Source organism: Thalassiella azotivora (assembly GCF_054781695.1).
In genome coordinates this window covers 19,331-33,819 of record NZ_BAAGTX010000016.1, presented here as the reverse complement: position 1 = coordinate 33,819, position 14,489 = coordinate 19,331, and the positions used below count along the sequence as shown (strand labels likewise).

Here is a 14,489-nt window from a genome sequence, read left to right as displayed (position 1 = left end):
TCAGCGCTGGCTGGGGCGCAGCTCCTCGAGCTGGGCGTTCAGCGCCGGCTCACGCAGGGTGGGGCCGACCAGCGCGCGCAGCCCACGGGTCACGTCGGCGGCGACGCCCTCACCGGTGAGCGGCCGGCGCTCGGTCACCGGGACGACGCTGCGACCGATGGCGGTCAGCAGGACGAGGGCGAGCGCGATGAACAGCACGGTGGCCATGGGAGCTCCTCCGGTTCGGGGTGGCGGACGTCGGTCCGCTCCACCTCGAGGGTGAACCTCGTCGCGCCATCCGCGAAATGCGCATCGCGCCTCTGCCATACGCTGAGTGCATGGCTGTCGAGCTGAGGGAGCTGCGGGCACTCGTCGCCGTCGCGGACGAGGGCACCTTCACCGACGCGGCCATCGCCCTGGGCACCTCCCAGGCGTCGGTCTCGCGGGCCGTGGCGGGGCTGGAGGACGAGCTCGGGGTGCGCCTCCTGCTGCGGACCAGCCGCGGCGCGACCCCCACGGTGACGGGGCAGCGGGTGCTCGCGCACGCGCGCCGGGTCCTCGACGACGTCGCCGCCGTCCACCGGGTGGTCGCCGGCACCGGCGAGCTGCGGGTCGGGTACGCCTGGGCCGCGCTGGGCCGGCACACCACGGCGGTGCAGCGGCGGTGGTCGGCCGACCACCCGGGGGCGTCGGTCGTCTTCGTGCAGTCCGCCACCGTCAGTGCGGGGCTCGTCGAGGGCGTCGCGGACGTCGCGGTGCTCCGGCGTCCGGTGGAGGACCGTCGGCTGCGCGAGGCCCTGGAGACCGTTCTCGTCGGGGTCGAGCGACGGTACGCCGTCCTCGCCTCGGACCACCGTCTGGGCCGCCGCCGCACGCTCGGCCTGCGCGACCTCCTGGGTGAGGTCGTCGGTGTCGACAGCCGCACGGGCAGCACCACCCCGGACCTGTGGCCCGAGGGCACGGCACCCGCCGCCGTGCGGGAGACCCGCGGGGTCGACGAGCTGCTCAACCTCATCGCCGCCGGCGCCGTCGTCGGCATCACGTCCGAGGCGACGGTCCGCCAGCACCCGCGGCCGGGGATCGTCTACCGCCCGGTCCGTGACGCCGAACCCGTCGCGGTGCACCTGGCCTGGTGGCGCGACGACCCGCCGCCGCGGGTGCGCGAGCTCGTCGGCCTGGTCTGCGAGCTCTACGCGGCCGACGACCCCCGCTGAGGCGTCGTCGACCTCAGGACGGACCTCAGGACGGACCTCAGGACCGCAGGACGACGGCCGCGACGGCGACCGCGCCGCCGTCTCCGGCGACCACCTCGACCCTCAGGTTCCCCGCCCCCGCGCCGGCGGCGGTCACCGTGACCACGGACCCGCCCGAGCCGCCGGCGGGGACCGGGACCTGCACGGCGTGACCCAGGCCGGACACCCGGACGACGCCCGCGACGTCCAGCGCCCCGACGTGCAGGACGAGCGTGCGGGGCGCCGTCAGCGGGGTGTGCACGAGCACCGCCGTCTCGGGACCACCCGCTCGGCCGCGGACCACCAGCCACGACGAGGACGCGTCGGCCGACCGGACCGGCGCGCCGCCGTCCCACGTGGTCCTGAAGGGCCCGGGACGCGTCGACGGCGTCGGGTCACCCGTCTGGTGCGGGCCGCTGAGCGGCTGGTCGCCGTTCGCGCGACGGACCGCGGGCACCCACCCGTCACGGGGTGGCTCCGCGGCGCCGGCGACGAACCAGTCCAGCGCCGGGACGTCGCGCAGGTCGACGTCGTGCGGCGCCCGGACGTCGCGTCGCTCGACGCGCACCGGGCCGGAGACAGCCACGACCGATGAGCCGCCGGGCGACGTCGGCGTCGGCGCGCCGGCTGCGCGCGTCGGGGCCGGCGCAGCCGGTGCGGTCGGCACCCGAGCCGGGTCGGCACCCGGCCCGGTGGTCAGGTCAGCGGTCGGCTCGGCGGTCGGTGGAGTCCGGACCTCCGGTGGCGGCGTGGTGGCGGCGCCGTCGGTGGAGACGGTCCGGCCCGCCGCCGGCCGCAGCGTGTCGGGGCGCAGGTCGGTGACGGTGACGACACCGACCAGCACCGCGACCACGGCCGCGGCCGAGGCGACGGGCACGGCCCACGACCGTCTTCGGCGCGTGCGGACGCCGGCCGGCGGCGGCTCGGGCGAGGGGTGCGGCGCCGACCGCTGCGGGCGTCCGGCGCCCGCGGGCATCCCGTCGCGCACGCGCGCGGTGATGCGGTCGAGGTCCGGCTCGTGCCGGGCCGCCTCCGTCAGCAGCCTGCGGCGCAGGGCGACCTCGTCAGGTCGTCGGTGGCTGTGCGGCACCGCGTCCCCTCCCTCCCGGCTCGTCCGCTCGCGTCCCGGGGCACTCCAGCGAGCTGACGCCCGAGCCGTCGCCGAGGAGCGTGCGCAGCTGCGCGGCACCCTTCGAGGTCTGGCTCTTGACCGTCCCGACGGCCACCCCGAGGGTTCGCGCGACCTCGTCCTCCGGCAGGTCGAAGGCGTACCGCAGCACGACGCACGCCCGTCGCCGGGCGGGCAGCCGGCGCAGCGCGTCCTGCACGTCGACGACCGCCGCGGGGTCGTGCTGGACGGCGGCCGTCGCGTCCCGCTGGAACAGGCGCATCCGGCGCCGCTCCCGGGCCGCGGACCGCACCCTGGACGCCGCCATGTTGACGACCACGCGCCGCAGGTACGCGGTCGGCTGCTCGACGTCGCAGACGGTGTCCCACTGGCGCCACGCCGCCAGCAGGGCGTCCGCGGCGAGGTCGTCGGCGGCGTCCCGGTCCCCGAGCAGCAGGTACGCCAGCCGCGACAGGGAGCCGGCGTGCTCGGTGACGAGGCGTTCGAACGCCTGCGCCCGCCCCGGCGAGCCGTGCTCGGCGGGGCGGGCGGCAGCGTGCGACGGGCCGTGGGGGGCCGGCCGGTCGCGCGGGGGCGCCACGGGGGTCAGGTGGCGCTCACCCGCCGTCCCTGGTGGTGGTGGCACCCGCCGCGCACAGGGCGCCGTCCAGTGCCACGGCGGTCGGGGCGGTGTGCGTCGGGTCGTCGGCGGTGTACCCGATGGTGACGCGCTCGCCACGGTCCAGCGTGCGGTCCCAGTGCGGGGCGGTGGCGACGACGGTGCGTCCCTCCTGGCGGACGTCCGCGTTCCAGCCGCTGTTCAGCCGGGCGCCGGCCGGGAGGGTGAACGTGACGGTCCAGTCGCGGACGGCGGCCCCGTCGTTGCGGACGCCGACCTGGCCCAGGTACCCGCCGGGCCACGTCTGCAGCCCCACCGTGGCGGAGCAGCGCCCGGTGCCCGGGTCCGTCGGGGTGGCCGTCGGCGTTCCCGTCGGCGTTCCCGTCGGTGTCCCCGTCGGCGTGGTCGTGGGTGTCGGGCTGGGGGTGGGCGTGGGGGTCGTCGGGTCGCCCGCGCCGAGCAGGTACGGCTCGAGCAGGGAGTACTTGCGCTGGTCGACGGTGCGCCAGTCGTCGGTGAGCACCCCGCCGGTGTCCCCGGAGTTGGGGTTCCACGACCAGTACGTGAAGTCGGTGCCGGTGGGGCCGGTGCCGAGGTACTCCAGCAGCGTGCGCATCCAGGTGGTGTCGCGCGGGTCCTGCAGGGTCGAGCCGAACTCCCCGACGAGGACGGGGGCGACGTCCTGCGTCTCGAGGTAGCCCCAGGTCCGCTCCCACCGCTCGGGCAGGTTCGCCGGGAACGACGGGTCGTCGAACCACGGCTGCTGGTACACGGACGTGGCGTACTCGTGGGTGGAGTAGACGAGCTTGCTCGGGTCGCTCAGCCGCACCGGCGCGCGCCCGGCGGCGGACAGGTTGCTGCCCCACCAGTGGGCGCAGTCGCCGTCCACGCACTGCACGCCCTCGACGACGACGAGCCAGTCGGGGTTGGCGCGCAGGATCGCCTCGCCGGCGCGCTCCGCGGCCAGGCGCCAGTCCCGCGCGGGGTCGCCGCATCCCCAGCACGCGCTGCCGTGCGGCTCGTTGTGCAGGTCGGCGCCGACGACGGTCGGGTTGCCCCGGTAGCGCTCGGCCAGGGTCACCCAGTCCTCGATCCAACGGGACTCGGGGACCTGCGCGGTGTACCAGAGCTCGGACTGCGCGGCGGACGTCGGCCGGTGCCGGTCCAGCAGCACCCGCAGCCCACGCTCGCCCGCGTAGTCGACGACCTCGTCGAGCACCTCGATCGAGGTCAGGCCGCGCAGCTGCGGGTTGAGGCTCTCGTCGATGCCCGTCGGCATCGTCCCGGGACGCAGGATGTCGTTGGAGTACGGGATGCGCAGGGTGTTGAAGCCGAGGTCGGCGACCTGGTCGATCATGTCGCGGTACCCGCGTGCCCACAGGCCGTGCGGGGCGCGCGTCTCGGTCTCGAAGCCGAACCAGTTGACGCCCGTCATCCGCACGGGGTCGCCGTCGGCGTCGACGAGCTGGGCGCCGCGGGCGCTCCACGGCCCGGTGCCGGTGCTCGTCGAGGCCTGCGCCGGGGCGGCCCCGGTGGCGTCGGACCGGTCGGCGCCGGACCGGTCGGCGGAGGCGGGTGCGAGCAGGCCGGTGGTGATCGCGAGGGCGGCCGTGGCCGCGGTGACCACGGCGGCGGCGAGGGCCGGACGTGGTCGTCGGTCGCGGTGGGTGGGCGTCATGGCGGTCTCCCCGAGTCTGGTGCGTCAGCTGCCTGGGCACGCGTGCTGCATGCAACCAGTCGCCGCCGACGGGCCGGGGGTTGCCTCGTGCGTCGTGACGTGGGTCACTCGGTCAGGCGCGCCGAGGTGCGGCGCGCCCGGCCGGGCCCCAGACTCGGCTGCGACCGGCCCGCCCGGAGGGCCCGGACTGGAGGTAAGTCATGGGTATCGGTGCAGGCATCTTCCTGCTCGTCATCGGAGGCATCATGGCCTTCGGCGTGCGTGACAGCTGGGACGCGCTGGACCTCACCGCCATCGGCTGGATCTGCATGGGCGCGGGTGTGCTCGCGATCGTGCTGGCGCTGGCCATGAACACGCAGCGCTCGAACACCTCGCACACCGAGGTCGTGGAGCGCCGCGACATGGGCAACCCGCCGCCCGCCTGACGCGCGAACCTCGGGGACCGACACGAGGGGCCCCGGACCACGTGGTCCGGGGCCCCTCGTCGTGCGCCCGCAGGGGCGCAGTGGCACCTGCCTGCTCAGGCGGGCTGCTCCGGCTGCGTCAGCACGAAGCCGGCACCGCTGCCGGAGGTGTCGGCGTCCAGCGTGCTGTCGCCGAGGATCTCGGCGGTCTGGGCCTCGACGAAGACACGGGCCTCGCCGGCGTCGATGACCTGGTCGCCGGGCGCGGGCGCCTCGACGAGGGCCATCTCGAGCTGGCCGGGGGTCTGCGCCGGCGCGATCCGCAGCCCGCCCTCGGCGGGCAGCTCGGGGCGCGCGGTGATGTCGCGGACGAGGGTCTGGGCGTTCTCGGTCAGGGTGAGCACGAGGGGCTCCTGTTCTGATCGGGTGTCAGGTCCCTTGCTCCTCCACCGTCGGGGGAGCGGGGGCCAGGGGTCAACCGGAGGGGCCTGGTTCCGCGCGACGCGAACGGGGGAACACCGCAGGATGGGTGACGTGGCAGCCACGAGGGAGCAGCAGCAGCGGATCGCCGACCTGGCCGAGGAGGTCGCCGACCTCGCCGGCCGGCACGACCTGGGCGTCGCGGCGGTGGAGTCGCTGACGGGTGGCGCGGTCTCCAGCGCGCTGAGCGCCGCGCCGTCGTCTGCGCAGTGGTACCGCGGCACGGTCGTGGCGTACTCGCCGCGGGTGAAGTACGAGCTGATGGGTGTACCCGAGGGGCCGGTCGTCACCGAGGAGTGCGCCCGCTGCCTGGTGACGTCGGGCGCGCGGCTGCTCCTCGCCGACGCGGCTGTTGCGGTCACCGGTGTCGGCGGGCCGGACGACGAGGAGGGGCATCCCCCCGGCACCGTGTGGTTCGGGGTCACCGCGGGTCAGGGCGTCAGCGTGACGCTGGAGCACCTGGGGACCGACGCGTCCGACGGGTCCGAGCGCGACCCGGAGGAGATCGTGCACGTCACCACCATCAGGGCGCTGGAGCTGCTGGTCGACGCCCTGCGGGCGCTCGGCGCGGACTGACCGGGGCGACCAGCGGGCCGGCGGGGCGCCCCGCGGTTCAGCCCAGCTGCAGCGAGCGCTTGGACAGCCCGTACCAGTAGCCCTCGATGACCGACCGGACGTCGGTGTCGTCCATCGCGGCGCCGAGCGTCACGAACAGGGGAGCGAAGTGCTCGGTGCGCGGGTGCGCGATCCGAGCGGCGGGGGCCTTGACCAGGAAGTCGACGAGGGCGTCGACGTCCTTGCGCTCGACGGCCTCGCGGACCCAGTGGTCGAACTCCGCCGACCAGGTCGGCGCGGGGCCGTCGGGCCCGTGCTCCCAGCTCATCTCGCGCAGGTTGTGGGTCGTGAACCCGCTGCCCATCACGAGCACGCCCTGGTCGCGCAGTGGCGCGAGCCGGCGGCCGACGTCGAGCAGCTTCACGGGGTCGAGCGTCGGCATGGAGACCTGCAGCACCGGGACGTCCGCCTCCGGGTACATCTCGACCAGCGGGACGTACGCACCGTGGTCGAGACCCCGGTCGGGGACGTCGGCCACGGGCGTGTCCGGACCGGCCAGCAGGGCCCGGACGTCGGCCGCCAGCTGCGGGGCACCGGGCGCCGGGTAGCGCACCTGGTAGTAGCGCTCGGGGAAGCCCCAGAAGTCGTAGGTCAGCGGCACGGTCCGGGTGGCGCCGATCGCCAGCGGCGCCTCCTCCCAGTGCGCGGACACGACGAGCACGGCCTCGGGGCGGGGGAGGGCCGCGGCCCAGTCGGCGAGCTCGGTCGTCCACCGCGCGTCGTCCGCCAGGGGCGGCGCGCCGTGGCTGAGGTAGACGGACGGCATGCGGGTGGCGGTCGGGGTCATGTACCCAGGGTAGGAAAGAAAACTTGAATGTTCAAGTAATCACCGCGAGGGGGCCAGCTCCTCGACCGCGTCGGCGATCTCGCGCACCGCACCGGCCACGGTCCGGCCGCCCTCGTCCGCGGCGGCGGAGGCCTCCTGCTGACGCCGGACGGCCTCGGCGATGGCCGACTGCAGCGCGTCGATCTGCCGGATGACCTCCGCGCTGCGGTCCATCACGCCCGCGGTCGAGCGGGTGCGGTCCTCGATCGTCGCGGCCATCTCGGTGATCTGGGCGGTGGCGCGCGCCGTCTGGGTCGCGAGCTCCTTGACCTCGCCGGCGACGACGGCGAAACCGCGACCGGCGTCACCGGCGCGGGCCGCCTCGATGGTCGCGTTCAGCGCGAGCAGGTTCGTCTGCTCGGCGATGGCCGTGACCACCCGGACGACGTCGGCGATCCGGCGGCCCTGCGTACCGAGCTGGTCGACCTCCTCGCGCGTGCGGTCCACCAGCGTCACCGCCTCCCGGGCGGTGCTGGCCGCCGCTGCCGCGTTGCGGCTGACCTCGCCGAGCGACTCGGCCGTGGCGCTGGACGCCTGCGCCGCCGCCTCGACGCCCTGCCGCACCTCGCCCACGGCGTCCCGCAGCCTCGCGAGCTGGACGTCGAGGGCCTCCCGCTCCCGCACGCTGCGCTCGAGCGCGTCCGCCTGGGCGGTCGCGGCGGCCTCGCGCTCGGTGGCCGCCGCGCGCTCCGCCTCCAGCTGGGCGGCCGCCGTCCGAGCCGCCTCGGCCTGGGCGAGCGTCGCGGCCACCTGCGCCGCCTCGGCGAAGCGCCACACCGTCACCTGGGCCGCGCAGGCCGCCAGGATGTAGACAGCGTGCAGCAGGGCCCACAGCAGCGGGTTCCCGAGCTCGACCGAGCCCTGGCTGAACAGGTACTGCGGCATCGTCGACGCCATCACGACGTGGTGCACGGCGGTGAAGCCGACCGCGAGCAGGTACGCCGTCCAGTTCTGGTAGACGGCGATGAACGCCAGGACGACGAAGAAGTGGAAGTGGTTGGTCGTCGTCCCGCCGGTCAGGTGCACCAGCGAGGCCGACACCCCCAGCAGGGCCAGGCTCGTCGCGGAGGCCCTCACGGTCCGTCCGCGCGCGAGCAGCGCCGCGCCCGCCGGGAGGACGACGAGGGCGAGGACGGGGACGACGGCGTGCGCGAGGTGGCCCCGGTGCGGGCCGAGCAGCGCGACGGCGGCGAGGACGGGTGCGTGCAGTCCGAGCACCACCAGCAGCAGGCGGTGCCGGCGGTCCCACGACTCCTGGTCCACGGGGACGCCCCGCGGCAGCAGGCCGAGCAGCCCCGCCCGGGGTGCGGCGTAGCGCTGCTGCCACGCGGGGGAGCCGGGCTCCAGGACGTGCGGGGATGCGGCCACGGTTTCCTCCAGGGACGCGGAACGGGGTGTCGCCGGGCCCCCGACGCACCGGCTGCACGACCCATCGGCGACCGACCCGTCGACCCGCAGGGTTTTCTGCGTGACGACGAAGGGCCCGTACCGTGACCGGTCCGGGCCCCTCGCGGGCGTCAGCGCGAGCCGTGCTCGCTCAGAAGGCCGCCTCGTCGACGTCCATCAGCGCGTTGTCGGTCGCCTCGGCGATCGCGCGCTCCGCGGTGATCTTCGGCAGCTGGGTGCGGGCGAAGAACCGGGCCGCCGCCACCTTGCCGGTGTAGAACTTCTCGTCCTTGGCGGACAGGCCGCCCTCCGCGAGCCGCGCCGCCGCGATCTCGGCCTGGCGCAGCAGCAGCCAGCCGACGACCAGGTCACCGGCCACCATGAGCAGGCGGGTGGTGTTCTGGCCGACCTTGTAGAGGTTGCGGACGTCCGTGCCCTCCTGGCGCGTGTCGGACGCCATGAGCTGGCCGACCATGTAGCCGACGACGCCCTGCACGTCCTCGAGCGCCTTGCCCAGCAGCTCGCGCTCGGTGGTCAGCGCGTCCTCCGCGCCACCGGCCTTGGCGAACTCCTGGATCTGGGTGGACAGGTGGCCGAGGGCCTGGCCCTTGTCCCGCACGATCTTGCGGAAGAAGAAGTCCATGCCCTGGATGGCCGTGGTGCCCTCGTACAGGGTGTCGATCTTCGCGTCGCGGACGTACTGCTCGACCGGGTAGTCCTGCAGGAAGCCGGAGCCCCCGAACGTCTGCAGGGACTCGGTGCCCAGCAGCACCCACGCGCGCTCGGAGCCGACGCCCTTGACGATCGGCAGCAGCAGGTCGTTGACCCGGACCGCCATGTCCTCCTTGGAGCCGGTCTCGAACTCCTCGACCCCGCCCTGGGCCAGACCGGCGGCGTCCACGGTGTCCTGCTGGCTGGCCGTGTAGAGGACCAGGGCGCGCAGGCCCTCGGCGTACGCCTTCTGCAGCATCAGCGAGCGGCGGACGTCCGGGTGGTTGGTGATGGTCACGCGGGGCGCGGCCTTGTCGGTCATCTGCGTCAGGTCGGCGCCCTGGACGCGCTCCTTGGCGTACTCCAGCGCGTTGAGGTAGCCGGTCGACAGGGTCGCGATGGCCTTCGTGCCGACCATCATCCGAGCGAACTCGATGATCTTGAACATCTGCGCGATGCCGTCGTGCACCTCGCCGAGCAGGGTCCCGACGGCGGGGATGCCGTCGACCTCGCCGAAGCGGACCTCGCAGGTCGTGGAGACCTTCAGGCCCATCTTGTGCTCGACGTTGGTGACGAAGGCGCCGTTCCGCTCGCCCTTCTCGCCGGTCTCGAGGTCGACGTGGTACTTCGGGACGATGAACAGGCTCAGGCCCTTGGTGCCGGGACCGGCGCCCTCGGGGCGGGCCAGCACGAAGTGCACGACGTTGTCGTAGAAGTCGGCCTCGGCGGAGGTGATGAAGCGCTTCACGCCGGTGATGTGCCACGTACCGTCCTCCTGCTGGACGGCCTTGGTGCGGCCGGCGCCGACGTCGGACCCGGCGTCGGGCTCGGTGAGCACCATCGTGGCGCCCCAGTGCTTGTCCACGGCGTGCTCGGCGAGCTTCTTCTGCGCCTCGGTGCCGAGGTGGAACAGGACCTTGGCGAACGCGAAGCCGGCGGAGTACATGTGCACGGCCGGGTTGGAGCCGAGGATCATCTCGGCCATCGCCCAGCGCAGCGACGGGGGCACGATCGTGCCGCCGAGCTCGGCGGGGACGTCGGTGCGCCACCACTCGGCGTCCACGTACGCCTGGTAGCTCTTGCGGAACGACTCGGGGACGGTCACCGAGTAGGTCTTCGGGTCGTAGACCGGCGGGTTGCGGTCGGAGTCCAGGAGGGACTCGGCGAGCTCGTTCTCCGCCAGGCGGGCGACCTCGCGCAGCATCTCGCGGCCGGTGTCGGCGTCGATCTCGGCGTACGGGCCGGTGCCCATGAGGTCCTGGCGCCCGAGCACCTCGAAGAGGTTGAACTCGATGTCGCGGAGGTTCGCCTTGTAGTGGCCCATCGTGTGTCCCGTCTGCGGTGGTTACCGGTCAGTAACTGCCATGATGCTACTCGTCGGTAACAGTTGCAAGCGGTCCGCCGGAACTGCCCCGGAGCACCACCCGCCCCGCCCTCACCGCCTCCTCTACCGCCTCCTTCTCATCGCCTCCTCTCATCGCCACCGCCCGGGCGCCTGCGCGCGCCGCACCGCCGCCTCGAGGGCCGCGGCGTGGGCGCCTCGCCACAGCACCCGGCCGCACCCCGTGCACCGGGCGAACTCGGTGTACGTGCGGCGGGTGCCGGGCGGCACCTCCGCCGACACCTCCTCGAGCGACGCCGGGCGCAGCACCCGTCCGCAGGCGGGACAGCGCGTCCACGGGGCCAGCGGCGGGTCGAACCGGTCGAGGACGTCGGCGGCCTCCTCCTCGACGCCCTGGCCGCGGACGAACGCGCCGTGCTGCAGCGCGCGCCGGCGCAGCAGCCCCCGGTCCTTCGTCAGCAGCACGCGCCGCTCCCGCGCGGCCTGGGCGACGAGCTCGTCGTCGTCCGCCGGGTTGCGGTACGCGACGTCCAGGCCGAGCAGCCGCAGTCGCCGGGCCAGCGACCCGAGGTGCACGTCGAGGAGGAACCGCGGCGGGTCGGTGGGTGCGCGCTGAGGTCGGGCGCGGGCCCGCACCAGCAGCGTGCCGGGTGCGTCCGTGCGCCCGGACGGCGGCACCGGCTCGCCGTCCAGGAGCAGGTCACCCACCTCCGTCAGCGGGACGCCCAGCGCCTCGACGAGGTGACCGACGGTGGACGTCGGGTCGGGTGCGACGGCCACCACGTCGAGGCGCCGGTGCCGGGCGGTCAGCAGGTGACGCAGCGCGTCCTCCACCCGCACCACCAGGACGTCGCCGCTCACGCCCCGATGGTCCGCCGTGCCCGGTCGTCCGTGCCAGGTCGGACGCTCCACGGCACTGCCGTCAGTCGCGCCAGGTGCCGGTCAGCTCGAGTCGGCCGGACGCGGGGACGGTCGCCGTCCGGTTCGCCCCCGACTCCCACTGGACGGCACCGGCACCGTCGCGCCGCACGTACTTGTAGGCGAAGCGGGTGCCCGGCGGGAGCGTCACCGAACCGGTCCAGCGGGGGTAGGCGGTGGGTGCCAGCGCCACGCCGCGGGAGGGGTCCCAGCCGCCGAGGGCGGCGACGTCCCCCACGACGTGGACCTCCTGCCCCCACTGGGTCGTGGCGTCCACGGCGAAGGAGACGGTGCCCTGGGTGTCGCCGCCACCGCCGCCGCCACCATCGCCGCCGCCGGTGCGTGCGCCGACGTGCACCGCGAGCGTGTCGTGCGGGCCGACCGTCGCGGTCAGGCGCCCGCCGTCGTCGACGGTGACGACGTCCCCCGCGCAGCCGCCGTCCCGCGGCCGGCCGTCGGTGACGTCGCAGTAGCTCCCGGCAGGCAGGGAGGTCTGGAACGTCCGCGCCATCGCTGTCCCCGTGTGGTTGAGCGCGACGTACCCGGCCGCGCCGCGGCCGAACGCGATCCGGTCGTCGCCGTCGTCCCACCAGTCGGTGACGCCGGTGCCGGCGACGGCGTTGCGGAAGCCGACCATGCCGCTGACCTGCGGCCAGGCGTGCTGGCAGGTCCAGCCGTCGGCGTAGCAGGCGGCGACGTCGCCGTCGCGCGGCGGCCCGGCGTCGTAGTCGCTGAAGCCGTACCCCGAGTGGACGGCCGGTGAGCCGTAGGGCCAGGCGAGGGTGAAGACGTTCGCCAACGTGTACGTGGCGCCGTCCCGGGTGCTCAGGGTGGAGCCGTTGCGCTCGGTGTCGTGGTTGTCGACGAACGTGACCGCCCGCGACGACGGGAGCATGCCCCAGCTCTCGCCGAACGTGCGCAGGTACGCCAGGCGCTCCTGCTGGAACACGCGCTTGAGGTTCGTGCCGAACCGGAACTCGTGCACGTCGCCGGTGCCGGTGTACTCCTCCGGGACGACGGGCTCCCCGGCGCCGTGGATGACCTCCTGCACCCAGTACGCGCCGGGATCGGACGTGCGCTGCTTGATCCCGGCCAGGTCCTGCACGGCGACGTGCTTCGCGGCGTCGATCCGGAACCCGTCCACGCCCATCGACCGCAGGTCGTCGAGGTAGTCGGCGACCTCCTGCTGGACGTAGGCGCTGCCCGTGTCGAGGTCGGACAGGCCCACGAGCTCGCAGCTCTGCACCTGCCAGCGGTCCCGGTAGTCGGTGATGTCGCGGCGGCAGTCGTGGAAGTCCTGGGACTGGTAGTGCCCGGGGTAGTCGTACTTGCCGTACCGGGTGCCGGCGGTGCCGGTGCCCGACCCGGCGGACATGTGGTTGACCACCGCGTCCGCGATGACGCGCACCCCCGCGTCGTGGCAGGTGCGCACCATGGCCTCGAAGCCGGCGCGGTCACCCTGGCGGTTGCCGAGGCGGTAGCTCACCGGCTGGTACGACACCCACCACTGCGGTCCCTGGATCGTCTCCTGCGGCGGGGAGACCTGGACGTAGCCGTACCCGGACGGGCCGAGGTCCTCGGTGCAGGCCCGGGCGACGTCGTCCCAGTCCCACTGGAAGAGCACGGCGGTGACGTCCTTCGCGCCGGGCGGGGCGGCCGCTGCCGTGGCCGGGGGGTCCGCTCCGGGAGCCGGGGAGGTGGCCGGGGCGACGGCCGACGCGGTGGTCAGCGCGAGCGCCGCGGCGAGGACGGCCCCGCGGTGGGTGCGACGTGCTCGTGGTGCGGCGGTCCGGGTGGGTCTGCTGCGGTGCACGGGTGCCTCCAGGCAGGTCTGCTCCACCCCGTGCGCCTCGTTGCGCACGGGTGGTCCGCGCTCCTCGGCGCGGAGAAGGGCGACCGCCGGCGGCCAGTCCCGACCCGGCTCGTCCGACAGGAACGGACGAAATGGGTTGCATCGGGATGAAAGGAGAGTGTCGGAAACTGCAACAAGCCGTCAAGGGTTGGCCCTCGCCCTCCCCGCCCGCACTGATCGTCAGACCGTTCTGGTGGTGATAGCCACCAGAACGGTCTGACGATCAGTGGGGTCAGCGGGGGCGGGCGGGCAGGATGACGGCGTGGGCGACGAGGACGTGGAAGCCGCTGCCGAGGAGCTCTACCGGTTGGACCCGGGCGAGTTCACCGCGCGCCGGGGAGAGCTGGCGAAGGACGCGCGGTCGGCCGGTGACCGCCCGGCCGCGACGAGGATCGTCGCCCTGCGCCGTCCGACCGTCGCCGCGTGGGCCGTCAACCAGGCCGTCCGCGAACCGGTGCCGGAGCTCGACGAGCTGCTCGAGGTCGCCGACACGCTGCGGGAGGCACAGGCCGCTCTGGACGGTCCGCGCCTCAAGCAGCTCGACGCACGCCGCCAGGGGCTCGAGCGGGTCGTCGTCCGGCACGTGCGCGACGTCGCCCGGGAGCGCGGCCAGGACCTCACCGCCTCCGTGCTCACCGAGGTCGAGCAGACCCTGCGGGCGGCGGCATCGGACCCGCAGGCCGCCCGGGCCGTCGCCTCCGGTCGGCTCACCCGCGCGCTGGCGTACGTCGGTTTCGGGGACGTCGACCTCGCCGACGCCGTCGCGACGCCGATGCGCGAGGGCGGCGCCGTCCGCGACGAGCTCGCGCCCCGCCGACGTGCGCGGGCGGCGTCGTCCGGGACGGCGAAGCGCGGGACGGCGAAGTCCGGGACGGTGAAGTCCGGGACGGCGAAGACCGGCAAGGCCGTGAGCGGGAAGGCGGGGCACCAGAAGGACGGGCGCGAGAACGAGGAGCAACGCGCGGAACGGCAGCGCGCGGAACGGCAGCGGGCGGAGCGGGAGCGCGCGGAGCAGCAGCGGGCGGAGCGGCTGCGGGAGCTCCAGGAGGCGCTCCGTCAGGCCCGTGGGTCCGCGGCGGCGGCCGACCGCGCGGTCACGGAGGCGGAGGAGGCCGAGCAGGACGCCGTCCGGCTCGTCGAGGAGCTGCACCGGCGCCTGGACGAGGCGCGCGCCGAGGTCACCGCGGCGGGCAAGCGCGCGGCGTCCGCGGGACGGGAGCAGCAACGGGCGCACCGGGCGGTGCGCGCGGCCGAGCGCGACCTGGACCGGGCACGCGACTGACGGTCCCGGGTGCCGGCCGGCCGGGAGCTCGCTCGACGGTGCGACCGGACGGCGGTC

14 protein-coding genes are annotated in these 14,489 nt (G+C 74.7%); 4 read left to right on the top strand and 10 right to left on the bottom strand.

Annotation, left to right across the window (positions count from 1 at the left end):
- Entirely contained in the window at nucleotides 1-207 is a 207-nt protein-coding gene (locus tag ACYVQV_RS12245; protein WP_461023577.1) for a hypothetical protein, read from the bottom strand.
- A 110-nt stretch (nucleotides 208-317) separates the two neighbouring features.
- Here ACYVQV_RS12245 and ACYVQV_RS12240 point away from each other — a divergent pair, with 110 nt between their 5' ends.
- Nucleotides 318-1,193 carry a LysR family transcriptional regulator gene (locus ACYVQV_RS12240; protein ID WP_461023576.1) on the top strand — a complete coding sequence of 292 codons (876 nt, stop codon included), beginning with the start codon at nucleotides 318-320 and terminating at the stop codon, nucleotides 1,191-1,193.
- 37 nt (nucleotides 1,194-1,230) lie between these two features.
- On the opposite strand, the gene ACYVQV_RS12235 is transcribed toward ACYVQV_RS12240, so the two are convergent.
- The 3 genes from ACYVQV_RS12235 to ACYVQV_RS12225 are packed head-to-tail and all read right to left on the bottom strand — an operon-like array spanning nucleotide 1,231 to nucleotide 4,616.
- Nucleotides 1,231-2,301: a hypothetical protein gene (locus ACYVQV_RS12235; protein ID WP_461023575.1), complete on the bottom strand. Its 1,071-nt coding sequence runs from the start codon at nucleotides 2,299-2,301 to the stop codon at nucleotides 1,231-1,233.
- Nucleotides 2,276-2,920, bottom strand: a complete 645-nt coding sequence (locus tag ACYVQV_RS12230; protein WP_461023574.1) for a SigE family RNA polymerase sigma factor — start codon at nucleotides 2,918-2,920, stop codon at nucleotides 2,276-2,278. Before ACYVQV_RS12230 ends, ACYVQV_RS12235 begins: the two co-directional genes overlap by 26 nt.
- A 16-nt stretch (nucleotides 2,921-2,936) precedes the next feature.
- The gene (locus ACYVQV_RS12225) at nucleotides 2,937-4,616 is read right to left on the bottom strand and encodes a cellulase family glycosylhydrolase (protein ID WP_461023573.1); all 1,680 of its coding nucleotides are present in this window, start codon (nucleotides 4,614-4,616) and stop codon (nucleotides 2,937-2,939) included.
- Between the two features lie 200 nt (nucleotides 4,617-4,816).
- Here ACYVQV_RS12225 and ACYVQV_RS12220 point away from each other — a divergent pair, with 200 nt between their 5' ends.
- Nucleotides 4,817-5,041 carry a DUF6458 family protein gene (locus ACYVQV_RS12220; protein ID WP_461023572.1) on the top strand — a complete coding sequence of 75 codons (225 nt, stop codon included), beginning with the start codon at nucleotides 4,817-4,819 and terminating at the stop codon, nucleotides 5,039-5,041.
- Between the two features lie 95 nt (nucleotides 5,042-5,136).
- On the opposite strand, the gene ACYVQV_RS12215 is transcribed toward ACYVQV_RS12220, so the two are convergent.
- A complete protein-coding gene (locus tag ACYVQV_RS12215; protein WP_461023571.1) occupies nucleotides 5,137-5,424 on the bottom strand; it encodes a HesB/IscA family protein in 288 nt (95 codons plus the stop codon).
- Between the two features lie 121 nt (nucleotides 5,425-5,545).
- On the opposite strand from ACYVQV_RS12215, the gene ACYVQV_RS12210 reads away from it, so the two are divergent.
- Entirely contained in the window at nucleotides 5,546-6,076 is a 531-nt protein-coding gene (locus ACYVQV_RS12210; protein ID WP_461023570.1) for a CinA family protein, read from the top strand.
- A gap of 37 nt (nucleotides 6,077-6,113) precedes the next feature.
- Here the strand turns inward: ACYVQV_RS12210 and ACYVQV_RS12205 are convergent, their stop codons facing one another.
- The 5 genes from ACYVQV_RS12205 to ACYVQV_RS12185 form a co-directional block, all read right to left on the bottom strand.
- A complete protein-coding gene (locus ACYVQV_RS12205) occupies nucleotides 6,114-6,902 on the bottom strand; it encodes a dioxygenase family protein (protein WP_461023569.1) in 789 nt (262 codons plus the stop codon).
- A 39-nt stretch (nucleotides 6,903-6,941) separates the two neighbouring features.
- The gene (locus ACYVQV_RS12200) at nucleotides 6,942-8,309 is read right to left on the bottom strand and encodes a methyl-accepting chemotaxis protein (protein ID WP_461023568.1); all 1,368 of its coding nucleotides are present in this window, start codon (nucleotides 8,307-8,309) and stop codon (nucleotides 6,942-6,944) included.
- A 169-nt stretch (nucleotides 8,310-8,478) separates the two neighbouring features.
- A complete protein-coding gene (locus tag ACYVQV_RS12195) occupies nucleotides 8,479-10,362 on the bottom strand; it encodes an acyl-CoA dehydrogenase (RefSeq protein WP_461023567.1) in 1,884 nt (627 codons plus the stop codon).
- A gap of 150 nt (nucleotides 10,363-10,512) precedes the next feature.
- The gene (locus tag ACYVQV_RS12190) at nucleotides 10,513-11,241 is read right to left on the bottom strand and encodes a Mut7-C RNAse domain-containing protein (RefSeq protein WP_461023566.1); all 729 of its coding nucleotides are present in this window, start codon (nucleotides 11,239-11,241) and stop codon (nucleotides 10,513-10,515) included.
- A gap of 61 nt (nucleotides 11,242-11,302) precedes the next feature.
- Nucleotides 11,303-13,027: a carbohydrate-binding module family 20 domain-containing protein gene (locus ACYVQV_RS12185; RefSeq protein WP_461023647.1), complete on the bottom strand. Its 1,725-nt coding sequence runs from the start codon at nucleotides 13,025-13,027 to the stop codon at nucleotides 11,303-11,305.
- 385 nt (nucleotides 13,028-13,412) lie between these two features.
- Between ACYVQV_RS12185 and ACYVQV_RS12180 the strand changes: the two genes are divergently transcribed.
- Nucleotides 13,413-14,432, top strand: coding sequence for a hypothetical protein (locus tag ACYVQV_RS12180; protein ID WP_461023565.1), 1,020 nt, complete (start codon nucleotides 13,413-13,415; stop codon nucleotides 14,430-14,432).
- Nucleotides 14,433-14,489: the final 57 nt, after the last annotated feature.